The organism is Microbacterium halophytorum, assembly GCF_002970975.1.
In the GTDB taxonomy this organism is placed as follows: domain Bacteria; phylum Actinomycetota; class Actinomycetes; order Actinomycetales; family Microbacteriaceae; genus Microbacterium; species Microbacterium halophytorum.
In genome coordinates this window covers 192,743-214,170 of sequence record NZ_PNFA01000006.1, presented here as the reverse complement: position 1 = coordinate 214,170, position 21,428 = coordinate 192,743, and the positions used below count along the sequence as shown (strand labels likewise).

Sequence of the window (21,428 nt, the reverse complement as noted above, 5' to 3'; positions counted from 1 at the left end):
CCGGCGGCCGGAGACACGCGCCGCGCCGCTGCCCCCGACCGCGCGCCCCGTCCCGCCGCGCTCGGCCCGGCGGGAGCTATCGCTCCCGCCAGAGTGCGAGGCCGCCTTCCTCAGCGGAGACGAGCACGAGACCCGAGGCGTCGGTCCGCGCGATGGCCGCGCCCGCCCGCCGCAGCAGCGCGAGCGTCTCCGCGCGCGGGTGACCGTAGTCGTTGTCTCCGACGGTCACGAGGGCCACGGCCGGGGCTGCTTCGACGTAGAGGCGCGCCAGCTGATCGGCGCTGCCGTGGTGGGCGACCTTGACGATGCCGTACGGCGCCGCGAGGTGCACCCGCCGCAGCATCGCCTCCTGCGACTGCTCGGACGTATCTCCGAGCAGCAGGGTGCGCGGCACTCCCCCGCCCGCGATGTCGATCACGACGCTCGAATCGTTTCCCGCGGGGAACGCTGCACCGGCCGACGGCCAGAGGACGGACCAATCCGCTCCGCCGAGCACGCCCGTCATGCCCGCGACGACCTCGGTCCGCGGCGGGTCGCCGAGCGCGCGCAGCACCGCCTCCGCGCGGTCGTCCTCCGGCCCGTGGATCACGTGCGCGACGCGGCCGGCGATCGCCGCGGCGCCGCCCGTGTGGTCGGCGTCGAAATGCGTCAGCACGAGGACGTCGATGCGGCGGATGCCCAGGCGGGAGAGGCACGCCGCAAGCGGCTCCGGTTCGGGGCCGGTGTCGACGAGCATCACCTCACCGGCCGACCGAACGAGCACGGCGTCGCCCTGGCCGACGTCGCAGGCCGCGACGGCCCAGCCGCGGGGCGCCGTCAGCGGGCCGACGACGGCGCCGCCCGCAAGCGACAGCCCCGCTCCGAGCCCGGCGGCGATCGCGAGCACGGCGCCGGCCGTGCGCCGCACGAGCGCCCCGGCGCGGAGGTCAGGGCCGTCCGGCGCGCCGGATGGCCCTGACCTGACGCCGCCGTGGCGATCGGTCCGCCCCTTCCCACCGGAGCGGGCCTCCGGTGCCGCCGCGCCCCGGGCGGGCGGCACGATGACGAGCACGGCGATGCAGGCTCCGATCACCGCGAGCGCCGTGAAACCAGCGGCCCCCTCCCACCAGGCGAGGCCCGCCCGCGGCAGCGAGGCCGCCAGGTGCGCCGTCTCGGCGATCCAGGCCGACGGCACCCACCCGACCCAGGCGACGACCGCCCCGAGGCCCGGCACTGCGGCGAGGAGGCACGCGGCCAGGCCCGCGACCGTCGCGATCGGCGCCGCGAGGGCCGCCAGCATGTTCGCCGGCACGCCGTACAACGGCACCTGCGGCGCGAACAGCACGATGATCGGGCCGCAGGCCAGCTGCGCCGCGAGCGGCACCGCCAGCGCGAGCGCGAGCGGGTACGGCATCCGGCGCTCGAGACCGCGCGCGAGCGGGCCCGCGAGCAGCAGCAGCGCCCCCGTCGCGGCGACCGAGAGCAGGAAGCCGAAGTTCAGCGCGAGCCAGGGGTCGGCGATCACGATGCCCGCGACGGCGAGCGAGAGCATCGCGACCCCGGCGCCCGCACGGCCGAGGAGCAGCGCGAGCATCGCGATCGCCGCCATCGTCGCCGCGCGCACGACGCTCGCCTCGGGCGTGACGAGCACGACGAAGGCCGCCAGCGCCGTGAGCGACACGGCGATGCGGATGCCGCGGCGCAGGCCCAGCACGGCGCACGCCCCGAATGCGAGGCCGACGACGAGAGCGCAGTTCGCCCCGCTGACGGCCGTGAGGTGGCTGAGCGACGACGCCTTCATCTGTTCATCGAGCTCGACGGAGACGAGGCGGGTGTCGCCGACGGAGAGGCCCGGCAGCAGCTCGCCGCCACGGCCGGGGAGGCCGGCGGCGCGCTCGGCGAACGCGTCGCGCATGCGGGAGGCGAGGCCGAGCACGTGCGGCGGCGCGCGTTCGACCGTCACGTCGGTCGCGTATACGACGATGGCCTCGCCCCGCCCCGCCTCGGCGATGCGCGCCCCGCCGGCGGCCCGCACCCGTCCGCCGAGGTCCAGCCCCGCCTCCACCGCGCCCGCTGGCGCGCTCACGCGCACGGGGACGGCGGCTCGCAGCGCACGGCCACCCGCCTCGTCGACCAGTTCGGAACGCAGCGTGAACACGACGCGGTCGCCTCGCAGTTCGACCTTCGTCGTCACGGTTCCGAGCACCTCCACGCGCCCGGCGTCCGCGGCATCGGCGACGGCGGCGCGGGCCGGCGACGCGAGCCCCGCGACGCAGGCGGCGCCCGCGGCGGCGATCGCGGCGACGGCGAGGAGCGGGCGCCACTTCCGCGCGCGCCGACGCATTCCGGCGAGCAGCGGCCGCGACGGATCGGCGCGCCCCCGCGGACCGTTCCGCGGCAGGTCCGCCCGCTCCCCGCCGCGGGGCGCGTCGCGCCGCGGCGACCGCATCCGCGCGCCCTCGCGGCGCCGGTCGAGGGCCGACAGCGCGATCAGAACCGCACCCGCCGCAGCACACGCGGCCGCCACGGGCCAGGCCGCCCGCGGGGCGGCCACGGCGACCGCGGCCGCCGACCAGGCCGCGATCGCGACGGGGACCAGCCGGAAGTCGCGCGGTGCGCTCCCCCGGCGGCCGCCGCCGAGCTCACGCCCGACGATGCCGAGAACCCTCCTCGCCCGACCGGCCGCATCGACGAGGGCGCCGACTCGGCGGGCCCGCCGCCCCGCGCCTCCGCTCGGCCGCACGCTCACACCGTGACCCGGTCCTGCAGCCCCGCCAGCACCTTCTCGCCGATGCCGCTGACGGCCAGGAGGTCGTCGACGCTCGCGAAGCCGCCGTTCTCCTCCCTCCACGCGATGACGCGCTGCGCCAGCGCGGGGCCGATGCCGGGCAGCGTCTCGAGCTCGGCCTGATCGGCCGTGTTCAGATCCACCGGTCGCGCCGCCTCGGGCGTAGGCCCGTCGGCAGCGCCCAGCACCGGCGCCGCCGCCTCGCCCGCCTCGAGCTGCGCGACGGTCGGCACGCCGACCTGCTCACCGTCGGACAGACCGCGCGCCAGGTTGACGCCCTCCGGCGCGGCCTCGTCCGTGACGCCGCCGGCGGCCGAGACGGCATCGACCACGCGGGCGCCGGCGGGGAGGGCGTAGAGCCCCGGTTCCTCCACGGCCCCGAAGACGTGCACGAACAGCTGCGCCCCTGCGCCGCCCGCAGGCGTGCCCTCCCCCCGGGCGGTCTCGTCGACGGCCCCGTCCGTGCCCGCGCCCGCTCCACCAGGGCCTCCCCCGACGCCCGCGTCCGTCGCCGCTGCGCCCGCCGGCGACGGGGCATCCGGAACGATCTCGACGGGCGCCGTCGCTCCGCGCCACACCGCGATCGCGATCACGACGGCGGCGACCGCCAGCACGACCGCGATCGCCGCCCCCAGGCCGAGCCCGGCCCCTCGGGCGGGGCGAACGGCGTCGGCGGGGTCCATGCCGCAACGCTACGAACGCGAGCCGCGCCATCCAGCGCTCTCCACAGCGCGGATCGGCGACGCGCCGCACGGTCCGCCGTGTGAGCGAGGAGCGGGGCCGTCGTACAGCCCGTGTTCCCGCGCCGACCGCAATGGCCCCGACACGCCGCCGAGATCCGTGCCCACCCGTCGGGCCGCGCCGGCGCGACGACGAGCGGCACCCCGCGGCGGGATGCCGCGGGGTGCCGCTCGTCGGGTCGCCCCCCCTACTTCGTCGCGAAGCTCACGATCTTCGGCAGGCGCACGAACGCCTTCGCGATCTCCTTGTCGCCGAGCGAGCGCTTCACGCGCTCGTCATCGCGGGCGAGCTGCTCGAGGTCCTCCGCCGAGATGCTCGCGGGCACCTCGAGCTTGGCGCGCACCTTGCCGTCGATCTGCACGACGACCGTGACCTGGTCCTCGACCAGCAGGTTCGGGTCGGCCCTGCGCCACAGCTCTTGCGACACCGTTCCGGCGTGGCCGAGCTGTTCCCACATCTCCTCCGCCGTGTGGGGCGCGAACAGGTCGAGCACCATCGCGACGGTCTCGACCGCCTCCCGCACCGCCGGGTCTGCGGCGCCCGCACCGGTGTCGACCGTCTTGCGGGCGACGTTGACGAGGTCCATCAGGCGCGCCACGACGACGTTGTACTTGGTCTGCTCGACGAGCGATGCGACCTCGTCGAGCACACGGTGCGTGACCCGACGCAGGGCGACGTCGCCGCCCGAGAAATCGACGCCGGGCTCGCTCGACACTTCCTGCGCGAGGCGCAGCGATCGCGCGAGGAACTTCTGCGCGCCGGTCGCCGAGACGTCCTTCCAGTCCTTGTCGTCGGCGACGGGTCCCGCGAACGCGAGCGCCACGCGCAGCGCATCGGCGCCGTGCGCCTCGAGCTCCTCGCTGAACAGCACGAGGTTGCCCTTCGACTTCGACATCTTGGCGCCGTTCAGGATGACCATGCCCTGGTTGATCAGGCTCGAGAACGGCTCGCTGAAGTCGACCATGCCCATGTCGTGCAGGACCTTGGTGATGAAGCGCGCGTAGAGCAGGTGCAGGATCGCGTGCTCGACACCGCCGATGTACGTGTCGACGGGTGCCCAGCGCGCCGCGTCCTCGGGCCGGAACGGGGCATCCGCGTTCCCCGGCGACAGGAAGCGCATGTAGTACCAGGAGCTGTCGACGAACGTGTCCATCGTGTCGGGGTCGCGCAGCGCGGGCTCGCCCGTGACGGGGTCGGTCGTGGACACCCATCCGGTCGCGGCCCCCAGCGGTGAGGATCCCTTCGGCTTCAGGTCGATGCCGCGCGCCTCGGGCAGCGTCACCGGGAGCTGGTCGGCGGGGACCGGCTCGATGCGCTCGTCCTCCGTGTGCACCATCGGGATCGGAGTGCCCCAGAAGCGCTGGCGCGAGATCAGCCAGTCGCGCAGGCGGTACTGCTTCGCGGCGCGACCGGCGCCCTTCGACTCGAGCAGCTGGGTGACGTGCGCGATCGCGTTGCGCTTGGACATGCCGTCCAGCGGGCCCGAGTTGATCATCCGGCCCTCGCCCGCGAGCGCCTCGCCCGTCTTGACGGGATCGATCGACTCGGCGTCGAGGTCGGCGTCGGCGTCGACGACCTGGATGGCGCCCGTCACGGGCGCGAGGGTATCGACGACGACGCGCACGGGCAGGTCGAACTTCAGCGCGAAGTCGAGGTCGCGCTGGTCGTGCGCCGGGACGGCCATGACCGCGCCGTGGCCGTAGTCGGCCAACACGTAGTCGGCCGCCCAGATCGGCAGGCGCTCGCCGTTGACGGGGTTGACGGCGTAGCGCTCGAGGAAGACGCCCGTCTTCTCGCGATCCGTCGCCTGGCGCTCGATCTCGCTCTGCTTCTGCGTCTTGGCCAGGTACTCCTGGAACGCCGCCCGCGCTTCGGGCGATGCCGACGCGACCAGCTCGGCCGCCAGGTCGGAGTCGGGCGCGACCACCATGAACGTCGCACCGAACAGCGTGTCGGGGCGCGTCGAGAACACCGAGACCTTCTCGTCGCGGCCCTCGATCTCGAAGTCGATGTCGGCGCCGATCGAGCGGCCGATCCAGTTGCGCTGCATCTGCAGCACCTTCGAAGGCCACGCGCCCTCGAGCTGGTTCAGATCATCCAGCAGCCGGTCGGCGTAGTCGGTGATCTTGAAGTACCACTGCGTCAGCTTCTTCTTGACGACCACTGCGCCGGAGCGCTCACTCGTGCCGTCCGGGAGCACTTGCTCGTTGGCCAGCACGGTCTGGTCGACCGGGTCCCAGTTGACGACGCCGTCCTTGCGGTACGCGAGGCCGCGCTCGTACATCTGCTGGAACAGCCACTGGTTCCACTGGTAGTAGTCGGGGTCGGACGTGTGCAGGCGCCGCGACCAGTCGAACGAGACGCCGTAGGCGCGCAGGCTCGCGACCTGCTGCTCGATGTTCTCGTACGTCCACTCCCGCGGGTCCGCACCGCGCTTGATGGCGGCGTTCTCGGCGGGCAGGCCGAATGAGTCCCAGCCGATCGGGTGCAGCACGTTGTAGCCGCGGTGCCGCCAGAAGCGGGCCACGATGTCGCTGTAGAGGTAGTTCTCCGCGTGCCCCATGTGCAAGTCGCCCGAGGGGTACGGGAACATCGCGAGCACGTACTTGCGGGGGCGGTCGTCGCCCTCCTCCCCGGCGAGGAACGTGCCGTTCTCCGCCCAGTACGCCTGCCACTTCGCCTCGATGGCGTGCGGGGACTTGTCATGCTCGTTCACGGGCTCGTGCGACACTACGGTTCAGCCAATCGACGGATGGTTCTCTCACGCGCGGTGTTCGGCGCGCGCCACGGACACCCCAGGTTACTCCAGCCCCTCGTCAGGGGCCGATTCCGGACGGGCGGCGGTGGCGGCGGGCACCCGGCGGGTGCGCACACCGGGGCGCGGCGACGTCGTTGCCGCCGCGTAGGCTGAAGAGGTGAGCTGGCTGAACAACGCGCTCGACGTGATCCTCGACGCGGTCGCCGGGGTCGAGCCGTGGCTGCGCGTGCTCATCACGACGATCGCGATCGCGCTCGAGACGAGCGTCCTGATCGGGCTCATCGTCCCCGGCGACACCATCGTGCTCGTCAGCGCCACCGGCGTGACGAGCTGGACTGGCGGCATCGTCCTCGGCGCCTTCGTCGTCGCCGGCGCGCTCGCCGGCGAATCGCTCGGCTTCGCGATCGGCCGCTGGGCGGGCCCCCACCTGCGCGGTTCGCGGATGGGCCGCTGGATCGGCGAGAAGAACTGGCGGCGCGCCGAGCGCTACCTCGAGCGGCGCGGCGGGCTCGCCATCTTCCTGTCGCGCTTCCTTCCCGTCATGCACTCGCTCGTGCCGCTCACGGTGGGGATGTCGGGCTACCGCTACCGCCGCTTCATCGCGTGGACGCTGCCCGCCTGCGTGATCTGGACGACGCTGTACATCGGCATCGCCGCCGGCGCGGCCGGCACGTATCGCGAGCTCGCCGACGAGCTCGGGCGCAGCGCCCACTGGGTCGGCTACATCTTCGTCGGCATCCTGCTCCTCGGTGCCCTCCTGCTGTGGGGCATCAAGACGCTGCTGCACCGCTCGGAGGCCCGCCACATGGACCACACGCCGGACGAGGTGTCGGAGCCGGGCGAAAGCGGGTACGTTTCGCGTGATGAGGATTCCGGGCCGGGCATGACGCCGCGGGGCGAGGACAGAGCGTGACGCGACACAAGCCGAAGGCCGACCGGCCGCACCTGATCGCGCGCTTGGAGGCACGCCTGCATGCGTGGCGCGAGCACCGCGCGAGGCGCCGCGGTCAGCAGCCGACGGTCGTCCCGGTCACCGGCTACGGCGGCGACGGCTGGGTCCGCGTGCTCGGGCGCGTTCTGATCCTGCCGCCGACGACCAAGCGGCGCCTCCGCCGCGGCGAGGCCCCGACGGCACGCGGCTGGCGCTCGTTCGTCAGCATTCCCGTGAGCTACGCACCCGTGACGATCACGGTCGGCGACGCCGAGCACCAGGTCGCGGCCGACCGCGGCGGCGTGATCGACCAGCGCATCGCCGCCGATCTCACGCCCGGATGGCAGACCATCCGGCTCGCTGTCGAGGGGGGCGAGAGCGTCGAGGCGCGCATCTTCGTCGTCGATCCGGATGTCCGTTTCGGCGTCGTCTGCGACATCGACGACACCGTGATGGTCACGGCGCTGCCCCGCCCGTTCCTGGCGGCGTGGAACACCTTCGTGCTCCACACGCACGCGCGCCAGGCCGTGCCCGGCATGGCCGTCCTGCTCGAGCGCCTGGTGCGCTCGCATCCCGGCGCGCCCATCATCTACCTGTCGACGGGGGCGTGGAACGTCACGCCCATGCTCTCCCGGTTCATGGAGCGCCACCTGATCCCCGCTGGCGCCATGCTCCTCACCGATTGGGGGCCGACCCACGACCGGTGGTTCCGCAGCGGAACGGCGCACAAGCGCGACAACCTGCTCCGCCTGGCCGAGGAGTTCCCGAGCATCCGGTGGCTGCTGATCGGCGATGACGGCCAGCACGACGACGAGATCTACACGACGTTCACGACCGAGCACCCCGACGCCGTCTCCGGCGTGGCGATCCGGCGCCTGACCACCACCGAGGCCGTATTCGCAGGCGGTCGCACCGTCGTCGACGACCACGACGCCGGCGACGTGCCGTGGGTCACGGAAGACGACGGCGCGGGGCTCGCGACGCGCCTCGAAGAGGTCGGGATCCTCCCTCCCGCCGAATAGCGGCGCGCCGCCCGCTGCCCCTCCGTCCCGAACGGGGCCGGCGCTCCCGGCACCACCGCCGCCCGGGGCCCGGCCGCCGCGCTTCCCCCCTCCGGTCTCCTGCCGCGCGGGGCTAATCTGGTCTGCATGACCAACGCCGGGCAGCGCACACCGTACGTTCCGAACGACGAACCGCACCCGTGGCACAGGCTCGTGAGCGTCGGCGACTCCTTCACGGAGGGCATCGGCGACCCGCTGCCGGCCCGACCCGGCGCCGAGCCCGACCACCGCGGCTGGGCGGATCGCGTCGCCGAAGTCCTCGGGGCGCAGTCCGCGGATTTCGCATACGCGAACCTCGCGGTGCGCGGAAAGCTCATCCGCCAGATCGCCGACGAACAGGTCGACCATGCCCTCGAGCTGAAGCCCGACCTCGTGACGCTGTGCGCGGGAGGCAACGACGTGATCCGACCGGGGACCGACCCCGACGCCGTCGCGGGCATCTTCGCCGAACAGGTGCGAAAGCTCTCGAGCACGGGGGCCGCCCTCGTGGTCTTCACGGGTTTCGACGTCGGTTGGAACCCCGTGTTCCGGCCCCTGCGGGGCAAGATCGCGGTCTACAACGAGAACGTGCGGGCCATCGCCGAGGAGCACGACGCCATCGTCGCCGACCTGTGGGCGCTGCGCACGATCCAGGACGCCCGCTTCTGGTCGTCCGACCGCCTGCACCTGAACCCCCTTGGCCACCACGAGGTGGCCCGTATGGTGCTGCGCACGCTGAACGTCGACAACGACCTGCAGCCGATGGAGCCGGCGGGCCCCGCCGGCCGCACGTGGCGCGCCGCTCGTAAGGACGACCTCGTCTGGGCTCGGGAGCACTTCGTGCCGTGGGTGCTGCGGCGCCTCCGCCACCAGTCGTCGGGCGACGGCCGTACGTCGAAGCGGCCGGAAGCCACCCCCGTCCACCCGCCCGGCGCGGACTAGGCGTCGGAGCCCGGTCCGCCGACGCGTCTCCTCCCCCGCGACGCCCCATTGGTCGCGGTGTCAGACTCCGCTCTCTGCGGCGCCCGGAAAGCGCGGAATCCGCGACCTCGACGAGGTCTGTCAGGCGCGCTGACCGCGACCGACCGCCCACAGTGCGACGGCGGCGGCCGAGGCGACGTTCAGCGAGTCGACGCCGCCCGCCATCGGGATCGTCACGACGCGGTCGGCGGCCTCGAGGGCGCGCCGGGAGAGGCCGTCGCCCTCCGACCCCATCACGAGGGCGCAGCGCTCGGGCGGCGCATCGGCGTAATCGTCCAGCCCGACCGCCCCGTCCGCGAGGGCGAGCGCCGCGATCTCGAAACCGGCCGCATGCAGCAGGTCGGCCGCGCCGTCCCCCGACACCGCGCGCCACTCGGGCAGGCGCGTCCACGGCACCTGGAACACGGTTCCCATGCTCACCCGCACACTGCGGCGGTAGAGGGGATCGGCGCACCGAGGCGCGACGAGCACGGCGTCCGCCCCCAGTCCCGCCGCCGCTCGGAACGCCGCGCCGACATTGGTGTGATCGACGATGTCCTCCAGCACGAGCACCAGCCGCGCGCTTTCGAGCACCTCGGCGACCGGGCGATCGGCCGGACGGTTCATCGCCGCGAGCATGCCGCGGTGCACCGTGTACCCCGTGACCTGCTCGGCCACGGCATCCGGGACGACGTAGACCGGGGCGTCATCGCGGGCGTGCGCCGTGAGGATGCGCTCGACGTCGCCGAGCCACCGCTCGGCCGTCATCACGGAGCGCGGCGCGTGGCCGGCGGCGAGGGCCCTGTCGAGCACCTTCGCCGATTCCGCCATGTACAGGCCGTTCTCCGGCTCCAGTCGGCGACGCAGGGCGACATCGGTGAGGTTCCGGTAGTCGGCCAGCAGATCGCTGCTCTCGTCGACGCGCACAATGTTCATCCGGACGAGCCTACGGCGCCGTGCCGGGAGGCCGCCCAGCGGGAATAGGATCGAGGGGTGACTTCGCACCCCGCCGCCGACGAACTCGTCGATGCGGCGATCGACGCTCTGGCCGGGCGCCGGGTCGCCGTGCTGACGGGAGCGGGCGTGTCGACCGACTCCGGCATCCCCGACTACCGCGGCGAGGGCGCGCCGAAGCGCACGCCGATGACGTGGCAGACGTTCGCCGCCGACGAAGACGCCAGGCGCCGCTACTGGATCGGCTCGCACCTCGGCTGGCGGTCGTTCCAGTCGATCGAGCCGAACGACGGACACTTCGCCCTCGCCCGTCTCGAGCAGGAGGGCGTCGTCACCGGAGTGATGACCCAGAACGTGGACGGCCTGCACCTGCGCGCCGGCAGCACGCGGGTGATCGAGATGCACGGCACGATGCGGCGTGTGCTCTGCCTGCAGTGCGGCCAAGTGTTCGACCGCCGCGACATCGGCGCGCGGATCGAGGCGTCGAACCCGTGGATCACTCACCCCGACGACGTCGAGCTCGGCCCCGACGGCGACGTCCTGCCCGAGACCAGCGAGGGCTTCGTCGTTCCCGTCTGCACGGTGTGCGGCGGCATGCTCAAGCCCGAGGTCGTGTTCTTCGGGGAGTTCATCCCCGCTGCGCGCTTCCGCGCCGCCGAGCAGCTCGTCGCCGGGGCGGAGGCCCTGCTCGTCGCGGGCTCCTCCCTCGTCGTGAACTCGGGGCAGCGGATGATCGAGCGCGCCAGGCGGAGGCACCAGCCGATCGTGATCGTCAACCGCGGCGCGACGAAGGGCGACCGCCGCGCGACCGTGAAGCTCGACGCAGGCACGAGCGACGTGCTCCCCCGCCTCGCCGAGGCGCTGCCGCCCCTGTTCGGCGCCGACGCGTGACCCGCCCCCGCACCCAGCGGGCGCGCCGAATCGCCCCGTTAGGCTGACGGGGTGACGACGATTGCGCTGCTGAGGCACGGCCAGACCGATTGGAACCTGCAGGGGCGCATCCAGGGCTCCTCCGACATCCCGTTGAACGACACCGGTCGCGAGCAGGCGCGCGACGCCGGCCGGCGCCTCCGGGGCCGCGGCGTCACGAAGGTCGTCGCGAGCCCGCTCGTGCGCGCATCGGAGACCGCGCGCCTCGCCGCCGAGCAGCTCGGGCTCTCCGGCCCGGATGAGCACGTGCCGGATCTCGTCGAGCGCGCTTACGGCATCGCGGAGGGGGTGCCTGGCGAGGATCTGCCGCTGCTGTACCCGCACGGCGTGCCAAACGCCGAGCCCGAGGCGCACGTCATCGCGCGGGCGCGCCGCGCGCTCGCCTCGCTCGCGGAGCGCCACCCCGACGAGAGCATCCTCGCGGCGACGCACGGCGGCGTCATCGGCCGCCTCATGCGCGACCTGCCCGAGACGGGATTCCCCTGGCCCGGCCGCGCACGGGTGCTGAACGGCTCCGTCTGGATCTTCGACGTCGACGGCACGGACATCCGGTTCGCCGAGGACCTCTCGCCCGTCGAGTGACGCCGGGCGGCTCCCACCACCCCGTGAGCGCGGCATCCGCATGCGACTGGAGACAATCTGCGTGCCATATCTCGGGCCGTGACCAGGTGCGCGCACTCATTCGCATAACGACTGAGCATCCTGCTCGGAGATCGGGCGTTCGCGCTGTTATGTTCTCAGCATGGCATCGCTCGATCACGTCGACCTCGAACTGATTGCGGCTCTCGCCGACGACCCCCGGACGACGGTGGTGTCGCTCGCCGAACGGCTGCATCTCTCGCGCAACACCGTGCAGGCGCGCATGTCGCGGCTCGAGCGCGCGGGGGTCTTCCGTTCGTTCGAGCGCTCGATCTCGACGGCGGCGCTGGGCTTCCCGCTCGAGGCGTACGTGTCGGTCGGCGTGCGCCAGGCACGGCTGCCGCAGATCACGTCGGAGCTCGCGCGCATCCCCGAGGTTCTGCAGGCGCACGGCATGAGCGGCCAGACCGACCTCGTCGCGTTCGTCGCGTGCCGCGACGCGAGGCACCTCTTCGACGTCGACGCCCGCATCCTCGGCATCGAGGGCGTCGAGCGCACCGAGACGTCGCTCGTCATGAGCGAAGCGGTGCCGTACCGCGTCTCCGGGCTCCTCGAGCTCTCCCGCCGCCACGGCTGATCGCGCGCAATATCGAGGAGAACCAGCAACACCGCGGAGACATCGGACCGATTCCTCCTCGATCCTGCTGAATCCCCGCAGTTCCGCGCGGCGGCGCGGTTACGCGAGGAAGCTCCGGATGGCCGAGGCGGCTTCGGCGGGCTTCTCGTAGTGGATCAGGTGCCCGACGCCCGCGACCTCGACGAGCCGCGCGGCCGGAAGCGCATCGCGCAGCGCTCGCTCCGCCTCGATCGGGGTGATGTCGTCGCGATCGGCCGCCACGAGCAGCGTGGGCATCCGGATCGCCGGGGCGAACTCCCCGACGTCGTGCGAGACGCTCGCGACGAAGGCCTCTCGCAGCACGTCGCGGTCGCTGAAGCCCGAGAAGTAGCGATCGTGCTGGTCGTGCACGAAACGGCGCATCGCGGCGTCGCGCGACTTCACCATTGCGAGGCTCATGACGCGCACGATGAGCCCGTTGCGCAGGAGCCACGTGCCGACGCGGGCAGGCAGCTTCGCACCGAGCCAGTAGTAGAAGACGGCCAGGCGGGTGAGAATGCCGCGCGGCCCCGAAAGCGCCGGGGCTCCGATCGGGTTCACCAGGATCAGTCGGGGTGCATCGAGCCCTGCGGCGATGGCGGCGGAGACGACGATCGAGCCGAACGAATGCCCGAGCACGACGGCGCCCGGTGCGACGGCGCGGACGAACTCCGCGGCGAATGCGGCGTAGGCGTCGAGGTCGTGCGCACGGTCGGGCATCGGGGGCGTCTCGCCGAAGCCGGGCAGATCGGGCATGATCACTCGAACGCCTGGCAGGAACGCGGCCACGGGCTCGAGCCCGTGGTGATCGCCGCGGAAGCCGTGGAACGCCACGATCGTGTCGGCCGCGTCCTCCGGTCCGTACACCCAGTACGGGACGCGCACGCCGAGGAGGTCGACGTGGCGCCGCCGCGCCCCCGAGACGGCCGCTTCGAGCGTGCTGGCATAGGGGGCGTCGTTCACTCGGCCATCCTACGCAGTCCGAGGCGTGCGGCCCCCGCTCGAGCGGCTCGCCGCCCCGCTGTCGCGGAACGGGCACCGTGGAAATTAGTGTGGCGGCATGAGCGATCGCTGGCCCGACCCTCCGCCGCTGTTCGATCTCGATGAGCCCGTGGCGCTGTTCGAGCTCGACGAGCACGCAGATCGGGGCGGGGAGCCCGGCGCGATCGCTCGCGACGCCTCCGCCGCGGTCGAGCCGAGCGCCGGTTCCGCGGGCGGCGGCGACACGGGTTCCGGCTCGGTCGGCGGCGACGCGACGCCGTCGCCGAGCGGCGATGGCCCTCGGGAGGAGCCTGCGCCGCCGCGCGGCGCGACGTCGGGCGCACCAGCGACCGGTCGCGGACCCGCGCTCGGCACCCCCGATGCGCCCTCCGGACTGTTCGACCTGGTGGCGGTCTTCGACCTCGAGACGACGGGCGTGGACGTCGCGGACGATCGCATCGTGACGGCGTTCATCGGCCTGATCGATTCGAGCGGCGCCGTGCTGCGCTCGCACCACTGGCTCGCCGACCCCGGCATCGAGATCCCCGCTGGCGCCGCCGCCGTGCACGGCATCACGACCGAGAGGGCGCGCTCCGAGGGGCGCCCGGCGGCGGAGGTCGTCGCCGAGATCTCCGATACGCTCCGCGGCCTCCTCTCCGAGGGGATTCCCCTCGTGGCATACAACGCGTCCTACGACCTGTCGCTGCTGCGCCACGAGGCGGTGCGCCACGGCGCGGAGCCGATCGCCGACCCGCGGCCGGTCGTCGACCCGTTCGTGATCGACAAGGCGCTCGATCGCTACCGCAAGGGCAAGCGCACGCTCGATCTCGTGGCCGCGCACTACGGCGTCGCGCTCGACGACGCGCACGAAGCCTCGGCCGATGCGATCGCCGCGGGCCGGGTGGCGGTCGCGATCGCCGAGCGGTTCGGGGACGAGCTCGCCGACACGCTCGAAGGAATCCACGACCAGCAGGTCGCGTGGGCGAGCGAGCAGGCTGCCAGCCTCACCGAGTACTTCGTGAGGATCGGGAAGCTGCCGGCCGGCGAATCGCTCGACGGCACCTGGCCGATCCGCTGACGGAGCAGCATGGGGCGCACGGATCCGGCGGATCGCCTGGCGAAGAAGTACCCGCTGTCGGGTGCCGTCGGCGCGTTCGACGCCGTGTGGTCTCCGAGCGCGTACGACGCGAGCGCCGCGCGCGAGGCGGAGAAGCTGACGATCGCGCCCTCACCCGTGCCGGACGGCGGGCCCGGGGTCGTCGACTTCGCGTCCGGCTCCGTCCGGATCGAGATCTGACGCCCGGCCGACGTCCGGGGACGAGAAAAGGGGCCCTGCCGGAGCAGGACCCCTCGTTTTCGGCGGGATTACTTGCCGAAGCCCTTGAAGCGCTGGTTGAACTTCTCGACGCGGCCGGCCGAGTCCATGATGCGCTGCTTGCCCGTGTAGAACGGGTGCGATGCCGACGAGATCTCGACGTCGATCACCGGGTACTCGACGCCGTCGAGCTCGATGGTCTTGTCGCTCTTGGCGGTCGAGCGGGTGAGGAAGGTCTCGCCCGAGCCCAGGTCGCGGAACACGATGTTGTTGTACTCGGGGTGGATGTCGTTCTTCATGTGAAGTCCTTGTGGTGTGTGAGGAGGGAAGCACGCCCCGTGCGGGCCGCGGGCGCACCTCGAGCGCCAAGGAACGATTCTAACAGAGCGGCTCCTGCGAACGTGCGGCGTCCGCGCCGCGAGCGTGCCGGCTGCGGGCCGCTCAGTACGCGCGGGCGGCGTAGCGGCCGGATGCCTCGGCGAGGGCGATCGGCATGCCGAACGTCTCGGTGAGGTTCTCGCGTGTGAGGGTGTCGTGGATCGGTCCGGCTTTCACCGCCTGGCCGTCGCGAAGCAGCAGCACGTGGGTGAACCCCGGCGGGATCTCCTCGACGTGGTGCGTCACCATCACCATCGCCGGCGTGAGCGGCGACTTCGCGAACGTCGACAGCAGCCCGAGCAGCACCTCGCGCGAGCCGAGGTCGAGGCTCGCGCTCGGCTCGTCGAGCAGGAGCAGCTCCGGATCCGTCATGATCGCACGCGCGATCAGCACGCGCTTGCGCTCGCCGTCGCTCAGCGTGCCGAACAGGCGGTCGGCGAGGTGGTCGAGGGCCCAGTCGCCCAGCACCTCGCGAGCACGGTCGACGTCCATCGACTCGTACTCCTCGTTCCAGCGGCCGAGGACGGAGTAGGCGGCGGTCATCACGACGTTCAGCACCGTCTCGTCGGCGGGCACGCGGCGCGCGAGCGCCGAGGACGTGAAGCCGATGCGCGGGCGGAGCTCGAACACATTGGTCTGGCCGAGCGTCTCGCCGAGCACCGACGCCTCGCCGGAGGTCGGGTGCATGAACGTGTCGGCGAGCTGCAGAAGCGTCGTCTTTCCCGCACCGTTCGGCCCCAGCACGACCCAGCGCTCGTCGTCGTTCACCTGCCAGTTCAGCCTGTCGACGATGTTCCGGCCGTTGCGACGGACGACGACATCGGAGAACTCGAGCACACTTGCCATGCGATCAAGCCTATCGCCGGCCCGGTAGTGTTCTTGACTGTGACTGCGCGCTTCCTGGTTGTTCTCGATGCCGATTCCACCCTCATCCGGAACGAGGTGATCGAGCTGATCGCCGACGAAGCGGGGCGCGGTGCCGAAGTGGCCGCCGCGACCGAGGCCGCGATGCGCGGCGAGACCGACTTCGCGACGAGCCTCCGCTCGCGCGTCGGGGCCCTGACGGGCGTGCCGACCAGCGCCTTCGCTCGCGTTCTGGAGCGCATCGAACCGACGCCGGGCGTGCGCGAGCTGACGGCGGCGGTGCACGAACGGGGCGGCGAGGTCGGGGTCGTCTCCGGCGGCTTCCACGAGATCCTCGACACGCTCGCGCCGACGCTCGGCGTCGACGTGTGGCGCGCGAACCGCCTCGAGGTCGCGGACGGCATGCTGACCGGCGAGGTGCGCGGCGAGATCGTCGATGCCGAAGCGAAGGCCGAGTCGTTGGCCGCATGGGCGGCCGAGCGCGGCGTGCCGATGCAGCGCACCCTCGCGATCGGCGACGGCGCCAACGACCTGAAGATGATCGCGGCCGCCGGCCTCGGGCTCGCCTTCAACGCGAAGCCGCGCGTGCGCGCGGAGGCGCCGATCTTGATCGGCGACGTCGACCTCGCGCAGGTCATCCCACTGCTGCCCTGACCTACCGGCGGGTCGCTGGTGCGTGAAGCGCCAGGCGGCCGAAGGAGGTGGGCTCCGCCCTCCGACTGAGGCCAACGCAGCGATTCGCGTGCCAGCGGCCCGCCGGGGCTCAGGCGTGGCCGGCGTTCTCCATGGCGCGCAACTCCTTCTTGAGGTCCTGGACCTCATCGCGGAGGCGGGCGGCGAGCTCGAACTTCAGCTCCTCCGCCGCCGAGAGCATCTGCTGGGTGAGGTCGGCGATCGTCTCCTCGAGCTGATCGGCACCCTCCGCCGCGATCCCCTCGTGCTTCTTCGCCGGCGTCGGCGCCTTGCCCTTGACACCGCCCCGCTTGTTCAGCAGCGCGGCCGTGTCCGCCTCCTCGCGGGCGAGCGAGTCGGTGATGTCGGCGATCTTCTTGCGGAGCGGCTGCGGATCGATGCCGTGCTCACGGTTGTACTCCTGCTGGATCTCGCGGCGGCGGTTCGTCTCCTCGATCGCCATGTTCAGCGAGTCGGTCATGACGTCGGCGTACATGTGCACCTGGCCGGAGACGTTGCGCGCCGCGCGGCCGATCGTCTGGATGAGCGACGTGCTGGAGCGCAGGAAGCCCTCCTTGTCGGCGTCGAGGATCGCCACGAGCGACACCTCGGGCAGGTCGAGCCCCTCGCGGAGGAGGTTGATGCCGACGAGCACGTCGTACACGCCCTGACGCAGCTCGGTGAGCAGCTCCACGCGGCGGAGCGTGTCGACGTCGGAGTGCAGGTACCGCACCCGCACACCGTGCTCCTCGAAGAAGTCGGTCAGCTCCTCCGCCATCTTCTTCGTCAGCGTCGTGACGAGCACGCGTTCGTCGCGCTCGGCCCGCACCCGGATCTCCTCGAGCAGGTCGTCGATCTGCCCCTTCGAGGGCTTGACGACGATCTCCGGGTCGACGAGGCCCGTCGGGCGGATGATCTGCTCGACGACGCCGTCGGCGATGCCCATCTCGTACTTGCCGGGCGTCGCCGACAGGTACACCGTCTGGCCGATGCGCTCCTTGAATTCGTCCCACCGCAGGGGTCGGTTGTCGAGCGCGCTCGGCAGGCGGAACCCGTGCTCGACCAGAGTGCGCTTGCGCGATGCGTCGCCCTCGTACATCGCACCGATCTGGGGCACCGTGACGTGCGACTCGTCGATCACGAGCACGAAGTCGTCGGGGAAGAAGTCGAGCAGCGTGTGCGGGGGCTCGCCCGGTTCGCGCCCGTCGAGGTGGCGCGAGTAGTTCTCGATGCCGGAGCAGAAACCGATCTGCTGCAGCATCTCGAGGTCGAACTGCGTGCGCATCTGCAGCCGCTGCGCCTCGAGCAGCTTGTTCTGCGAGTTGAGCTCCGCGAGCCGCTCGCGCAGTTCCTCCTCGATCGTCTTGATGGCGCGCTGGATCGTGTCGGTTCCGGCCGCGTAGTGCGTCGCGGGGAAGATCGCGACCGCGTCCATCTGCTCGATGACCTCGCCCGTGAGCGGGTGCAGCTTGTACAGCGCCTCGATCTCGTCGCCGAACATCTCGATGCGGATCGCGAACTCCTCGTAGACCGGGATGATCTCGATCGTGTCGCCGCGCACGCGGAAGTTGCCGCGCGAGAAGTCGACGTCGTTGCGGTTGTACTGCATCGCGATGAACTGCCGGATGATCGCATCGCGCTCGTAGCGCTCGCCCACCTGCAGGGCGACGAGCGCGCGCAGATACTCCTCCGGCGAGCCGAGGCCGTAGATGCACGAGACCGTGGAGACCACGACGGTGTCGCGTCGGCTCAGCAGAGCATTGGTCGTCGAGTGCCGCAGGCGCTCGACCTCCGAGTTGATCGAGCTGTCCTTCTCGATGAACGTATCGGTCTGCGGCACGTAGGCCTCTGGCTGGTAGTAGTCGTAGTACGACACGAAGTACTCGACCGCGTTGTTCGGCATCAGGTCGCGGAACTCGTTCGCCAGCTGCGCCGCGAGCGTCTTGTTGTGCGACAGCACGAGCGTCGGGCGCTGGATCTGCTCGATCAGCCACGCCGTCGTGGCGGACTTGCCGGTTCCCGTCGCTCCCAGCAGCACCACGTCGGTCTCGCCCGCGTTGATGCGGGCCGCCAGCTCGGCGATCGCCTTCGGCTGATCGCCGCTCGGCTGGTATTCGCTGATCACCTCGAAGGGGCGAACGCTGCGCGTCGTCTGCATGAACCCAGGCTATGCCCCACCACCGACACTGAGGCCGGAGCCCTCACGGCTCACGGTCGGCGCACAGCCGGAGCGGGCGGCGATATCACCGGCCGTCGTCGCCCAGGAGCGCCGCGAGCTCCAAGCGGTTCTCGACCTCGAGCTTGCGCAGTACCCGCGCGACATGGTTCTCGACGGTGCGCTGGCTCAGTACGAGGTGGGCCGAGATCTCGCGGTTCTTCATGCCGGCCGCTACCATCTCGGCCACCTGCAGCTCGCGCTCGCTGAGCGCGCCGAAGCGCGCCGAGCGGCGGGCGAGTGCTTCGTCGGCGTACGCGAGGAGCGTCTGGGCGTGGCCCTGCATCATCGCCATGCCGAGCTCGGCGAACACCGGTTGCGCCCCGGCCAGGAGGTTCTTCGCCTCGAGCACGTTCCCCCACCGCAGCATCATCTCCGCCGTCTGCGCCTCGACCATGGCCTGTTGCCCGCGCAGGCCTTGATCCACCGCGATGGCGCGGGCCTGGTCGAGCAGGCGCACAGACAACTCGACGTTCCCCTCGCGAGCGGCGGTGCGTGCCGTATCCGTGTACCGCACCGCCGACATGGCGTCGACGGGCTCCCGGATGAGCTCCGGTGATGACTCCGGCACACCAAGGCCCGCTGACACGCGCGACCTCGCTGATAGGACGACGCGCCGCCACCACACCATCTGCGGCAGTTCGGCAGAGACGAGGCGCTCGTAGCGGCGCCTCAGTTCGTCGTTCTCACGGCTCGCCGCGGCCCGCGCCTGCGCCGACACCACGAGCACCGAGTGCGCCAGCGCCGTCGCCCCCTGCGGCCCGTGGAGCTCGGCCTCGCGCACAGCGAGCTCCGCGGCCTCGTCGGATTCTGTGAGCCGACCGAGCTGCATCAGCGCGAAGGCGCGCACGGCATGGAACAGGGCTCGGACATCGGCCCTGCCGTGCTCGAGCGAGACTCGGACGCCGCGCTCGCTGAGCTCGCGGCAGCGGTCGTACTGCTCGAGCACGTGGGTGATCCATGTCGCGAACACCAGCGGCAGGAGGCAGCCCGGCAGGTCGTCATCCGGCACCATGAGCCACCGCTCGGGCATCGAGGTGAACATCGTCCGTGCCTTTGCCGTCTCGCCCTCGGTCAGCAGAGCGAACACCTCGTAGGTGCGCGAGACGAGGGGGTGCTCGCCGCCGGGTGCATCATACAGGCGGCCGAGGAGCCTCGCGTCCGCCGCCCCGTCGATGAGCATCGACGCGTCCGCGATCTCGCGCAGTACGTCGGGCGTGAATGCGTCGAGAGGAATGCCCCCGAGCGAGGCCAGGGCGCGCTTCGCTTCGTCGTGCCGCCCCGCGGATTGCTGGGCCTGCGCGAGCAGCGCCGCGGCCCCCGCGGCATCGGCACCGGGTGCGCGGGCGTCGGATCCGCCCTCCGCGCCGGGCGGCAGCGCGTCGAGCAGGGCGCCGGCGGCGGCACCTGCATCACCGCCGCGCAGCAGCGCCTGCCCGAGGGTCGTGCGGGACGCGACATCGAGGCGCTCGGGTGAGACGGACCGCATCCATCGCGCGACGGCGAGGGGCGCCGTCTCGCACAAGGCGCGCCCGATCTGGACCAGGTCGTTCGTCTCCTCGTCGCTCAGGGCATCCGCCAGCAGCGCCAGGTGCTCGGCGCGCTCCCGCGGCGGGAGCCCATCGAGCGCCGCCGCCCGGCGGTACAGGCTCGCCCCCATGTCAGCGTCGAGGTTCGTGATCACGGCGTACCGGATCACCGGATGGAGCGGGGCGGCTCCCGGCCCCGCCAGCAGCCGGCGGGCGCACAGCTCGCGCACGCCCGCCGCGAACGCCTCGGGGCCCAGGCCCGACAGACCCTCGACGGCATCGGCGCGCTGCCCGGCAACCGCCAGAGCCTCGAGTACGTGACGGGCATCGGCGCCGAGCGCACGGAGATCGTCCGCCACCACCGCGGCGAGCACACCAGACCCGCCTTGCGCAGCGCGACGCAGGGCCTCATCCGCGTCCGGAGCCTCCGGGTACCGCCGGAAGGCATCGGTCAGCACGCGTGCGAACAGCGGGTTGCCGGATGACGCCGCCACGACCAGATCGTGCGGGCGAGCGTCGAGCCCCGCCGCGAGCTCCGAGATCGCCGCGTCGCTCAGAGGCCCGAGCGCGACGTGCTCCTGCAGCATTCCGCGGCTCCGCACGGCGCCGAGCACCTCGCCGAGCGCATCGCCGTCTCGGTGCGCGAGCACCAGGGTCACCAGCGGCGCGGACGGGAGCAGCACGAGCTGCCTCATCAGGTCGAGCTCATCCGGAGCGAGCAGGTCGGCGTCGTCGACGGCCAGCACGATCTCGCTGCCGCGCAGGTGCTCGGCGAGTCGCGCCACGACCGCCCGCGCCTCGGCCTGCTCCGGATCGGCGAGCGCCTCGGCTCCAAGGATCGTCTCGAGGAGGGCGCTCAGCGCCCCGAACCGAGCGCGGGCATCCCGATGGCGGGCGGTGACGCGCAGCAGGCGATCGCCGGCGACCCCCGCCGCCGCCAGGGAAGCGAGCAGGTCGCCGAGGAAGATGCTCTTCCCGATGCCGATGCCGCCGTCGATCTGGATCAGCTGCGACCGCTGACCCGCGCGGGCGTCGAGCGCGGACCGGGCAACCCTGTCGAGCTCGCCCTCGCGCGGTTCGCGCTGTGCTCGTCCCGACGTCACGACCTAGCCATCCCTTGTCCTGGCCGACTCTCTTCGTCATCCCCCGCAGGCGGATC

At 72.1% G+C, this 21,428-nt stretch carries 18 protein-coding genes; 9 read left to right on the top strand and 9 right to left on the bottom strand.

The genetic code is table 11. The annotated features are described in order from the left end of the window. Nucleotides 1–76 precede the first annotated feature (76 nt). The 3 genes from C0010_RS08140 to leuS all read right to left on the bottom strand — a co-directional run bounded on the left by C0010_RS08140 (nt 77) and on the right by leuS (nt 6,224). The gene (locus tag C0010_RS08140) at nt 77–2,722 is read right to left on the bottom strand and encodes a ComEC/Rec2 family competence protein (protein WP_158685383.1); all 2,646 of its coding nucleotides are present in this window, start codon (nt 2,720–2,722) and stop codon (nt 77–79) included. 2 nt (nt 2,723–2,724) lie between these two features. Continuing rightward, on the bottom strand, nt 2,725–3,450 hold the full coding sequence (locus C0010_RS08135) for a helix-hairpin-helix domain-containing protein (protein ID WP_105566559.1): 726 nt from the start codon (nt 3,448–3,450) through the stop codon (nt 2,725–2,727). A gap of 245 nt (nt 3,451–3,695) precedes the next feature. Next, nucleotides 3,696–6,224 carry a leucine--tRNA ligase gene (gene leuS, locus C0010_RS08130; RefSeq protein ID WP_232531830.1) on the bottom strand — a complete coding sequence of 843 codons (2,529 nt, stop codon included), beginning with the start codon at nt 6,222–6,224 and terminating at the stop codon, nt 3,696–3,698. A gap of 208 nt (nt 6,225–6,432) precedes the next feature. Here leuS and C0010_RS08125 point away from each other — a divergent pair, with 208 nt between their 5' ends. The 3 genes from C0010_RS08125 (at nt 6,433) to C0010_RS08115 (ending at nt 9,179) form a co-directional block, all read left to right on the top strand. Continuing rightward, nucleotides 6,433–7,179 (top strand): DedA family protein, encoded by a 747-nt coding sequence (locus C0010_RS08125; RefSeq protein ID WP_105566627.1) that lies wholly within the window; start codon nt 6,433–6,435, stop codon nt 7,177–7,179. Then, nucleotides 7,176–8,219 carry an App1 family protein gene (locus C0010_RS08120; RefSeq protein ID WP_105566557.1) on the top strand — a complete coding sequence of 348 codons (1,044 nt, stop codon included), beginning with the start codon at nt 7,176–7,178 and terminating at the stop codon, nt 8,217–8,219. Before C0010_RS08125 ends, C0010_RS08120 begins: the two co-directional genes overlap by 4 nt. A gap of 126 nt (nt 8,220–8,345) precedes the next feature. Next, nucleotides 8,346–9,179: an SGNH/GDSL hydrolase family protein gene (locus tag C0010_RS08115; protein ID WP_105566556.1), complete on the top strand. Its 834-nt coding sequence runs from the start codon at nt 8,346–8,348 to the stop codon at nt 9,177–9,179. A 120-nt stretch (nt 9,180–9,299) separates the two neighbouring features. On the opposite strand, the gene C0010_RS08110 is transcribed toward C0010_RS08115, so the two are convergent. After that, nucleotides 9,300–10,133: a TrmH family RNA methyltransferase gene (locus tag C0010_RS08110; RefSeq protein ID WP_105566555.1), complete on the bottom strand. Its 834-nt coding sequence runs from the start codon at nt 10,131–10,133 to the stop codon at nt 9,300–9,302. Nucleotides 10,134–10,190: 57 nt separating this feature from the next. Between C0010_RS08110 and C0010_RS08105 the strand changes: the two genes are divergently transcribed. The 3 genes from C0010_RS08105 (at nt 10,191) to C0010_RS08095 (ending at nt 12,297) form a co-directional block, all read left to right on the top strand. Next, the gene (locus C0010_RS08105) at nt 10,191–11,042 is read left to right on the top strand and encodes a Sir2 family NAD-dependent protein deacetylase (RefSeq protein WP_105566554.1); all 852 of its coding nucleotides are present in this window, start codon (nt 10,191–10,193) and stop codon (nt 11,040–11,042) included. Between the two features lie 51 nt (nt 11,043–11,093). Next, nucleotides 11,094–11,663, top strand: a complete 570-nt coding sequence (locus C0010_RS08100; RefSeq protein ID WP_105566553.1) for a histidine phosphatase family protein — start codon at nt 11,094–11,096, stop codon at nt 11,661–11,663. A 160-nt stretch (nt 11,664–11,823) separates the two neighbouring features. After that, nucleotides 11,824–12,297, top strand: a complete 474-nt coding sequence (locus C0010_RS08095) for an Lrp/AsnC family transcriptional regulator (protein WP_105566552.1) — start codon at nt 11,824–11,826, stop codon at nt 12,295–12,297. Between the two features lie 99 nt (nt 12,298–12,396). Here C0010_RS08095 and C0010_RS08090 read toward each other — a convergent pair whose 3' ends face one another. Continuing rightward, nucleotides 12,397–13,278: an alpha/beta fold hydrolase gene (locus tag C0010_RS08090; RefSeq protein WP_105566551.1), complete on the bottom strand. Its 882-nt coding sequence runs from the start codon at nt 13,276–13,278 to the stop codon at nt 12,397–12,399. Between the two features lie 412 nt (nt 13,279–13,690). Here C0010_RS08090 and C0010_RS08085 point away from each other — a divergent pair, with 412 nt between their 5' ends. Then, nucleotides 13,691–14,374 carry a 3'-5' exonuclease gene (locus C0010_RS08085; protein WP_232531846.1) on the top strand — a complete coding sequence of 228 codons (684 nt, stop codon included), beginning with the start codon at nt 13,691–13,693 and terminating at the stop codon, nt 14,372–14,374. A 9-nt stretch (nt 14,375–14,383) separates the two neighbouring features. Then, nucleotides 14,384–14,593 (top strand): hypothetical protein, encoded by a 210-nt coding sequence (locus tag C0010_RS08080; protein ID WP_105566549.1) that lies wholly within the window; start codon nt 14,384–14,386, stop codon nt 14,591–14,593. 68 nt (nt 14,594–14,661) lie between these two features. Here the strand turns inward: C0010_RS08080 and C0010_RS08075 are convergent, their stop codons facing one another. Both C0010_RS08075 and C0010_RS08070 read right to left on the bottom strand, forming a co-directional pair. Next, complete coding sequence (locus tag C0010_RS08075; RefSeq protein ID WP_105566548.1) at nt 14,662–14,910, bottom strand: type B 50S ribosomal protein L31; 249 nt, start codon at nt 14,908–14,910, stop codon at nt 14,662–14,664. Between the two features lie 142 nt (nt 14,911–15,052). Continuing rightward, complete coding sequence (locus tag C0010_RS08070) at nt 15,053–15,835, bottom strand: ABC transporter ATP-binding protein (protein WP_105566547.1); 783 nt, start codon at nt 15,833–15,835, stop codon at nt 15,053–15,055. A 33-nt stretch (nt 15,836–15,868) separates the two neighbouring features. On the opposite strand from C0010_RS08070, the gene serB reads away from it, so the two are divergent. Continuing rightward, entirely contained in the window at nt 15,869–16,507 is a 639-nt protein-coding gene (serB, locus tag C0010_RS08065; protein ID WP_105566626.1) for a phosphoserine phosphatase SerB, read from the top strand. A 109-nt stretch (nt 16,508–16,616) separates the two neighbouring features. On the opposite strand, the gene uvrB is transcribed toward serB, so the two are convergent. Further along, on the bottom strand, nt 16,617–18,683 hold the full coding sequence (uvrB, locus tag C0010_RS08060; protein WP_105566546.1) for an excinuclease ABC subunit UvrB: 2,067 nt from the start codon (nt 18,681–18,683) through the stop codon (nt 16,617–16,619). 85 nt (nt 18,684–18,768) lie between these two features. Then, nucleotides 18,769–21,372 (bottom strand): helix-turn-helix transcriptional regulator, encoded by a 2,604-nt coding sequence (locus C0010_RS08055; protein WP_105566545.1) that lies wholly within the window; start codon nt 21,370–21,372, stop codon nt 18,769–18,771. Between the last annotated feature and the right edge of the window lie 56 nt (nt 21,373–21,428).

Coding starts and splice junctions, on each gene's coding strand:
- uvrB (WP_105566546.1), bottom strand. CDS start 18,683: ATGCAGACGACGCGCAGCGTTCGCCCCTTCGAGGTGATCAGCGAATAC.
- C0010_RS08095 (WP_105566552.1), top strand. CDS start 11,824: ATGGCATCGCTCGATCACGTCGACCTCGAACTGATTGCGGCTCTCGCC.
- C0010_RS08115 (WP_105566556.1), top strand. CDS start 8,346: ATGACCAACGCCGGGCAGCGCACACCGTACGTTCCGAACGACGAACCG.
- C0010_RS08075 (WP_105566548.1), bottom strand. CDS start 14,910: ATGAAGAACGACATCCACCCCGAGTACAACAACATCGTGTTCCGCGAC.
- C0010_RS08070 (WP_105566547.1), bottom strand. CDS start 15,835: ATGGCAAGTGTGCTCGAGTTCTCCGATGTCGTCGTCCGTCGCAACGGC.
- C0010_RS08080 (WP_105566549.1), top strand. CDS start 14,384: ATGGGGCGCACGGATCCGGCGGATCGCCTGGCGAAGAAGTACCCGCTG.
- C0010_RS08110 (WP_105566555.1), bottom strand. CDS start 10,133: ATGAACATTGTGCGCGTCGACGAGAGCAGCGATCTGCTGGCCGACTAC.
- C0010_RS08135 (WP_105566559.1), bottom strand. CDS start 3,450: ATGGACCCCGCCGACGCCGTTCGCCCCGCCCGAGGGGCCGGGCTCGGC.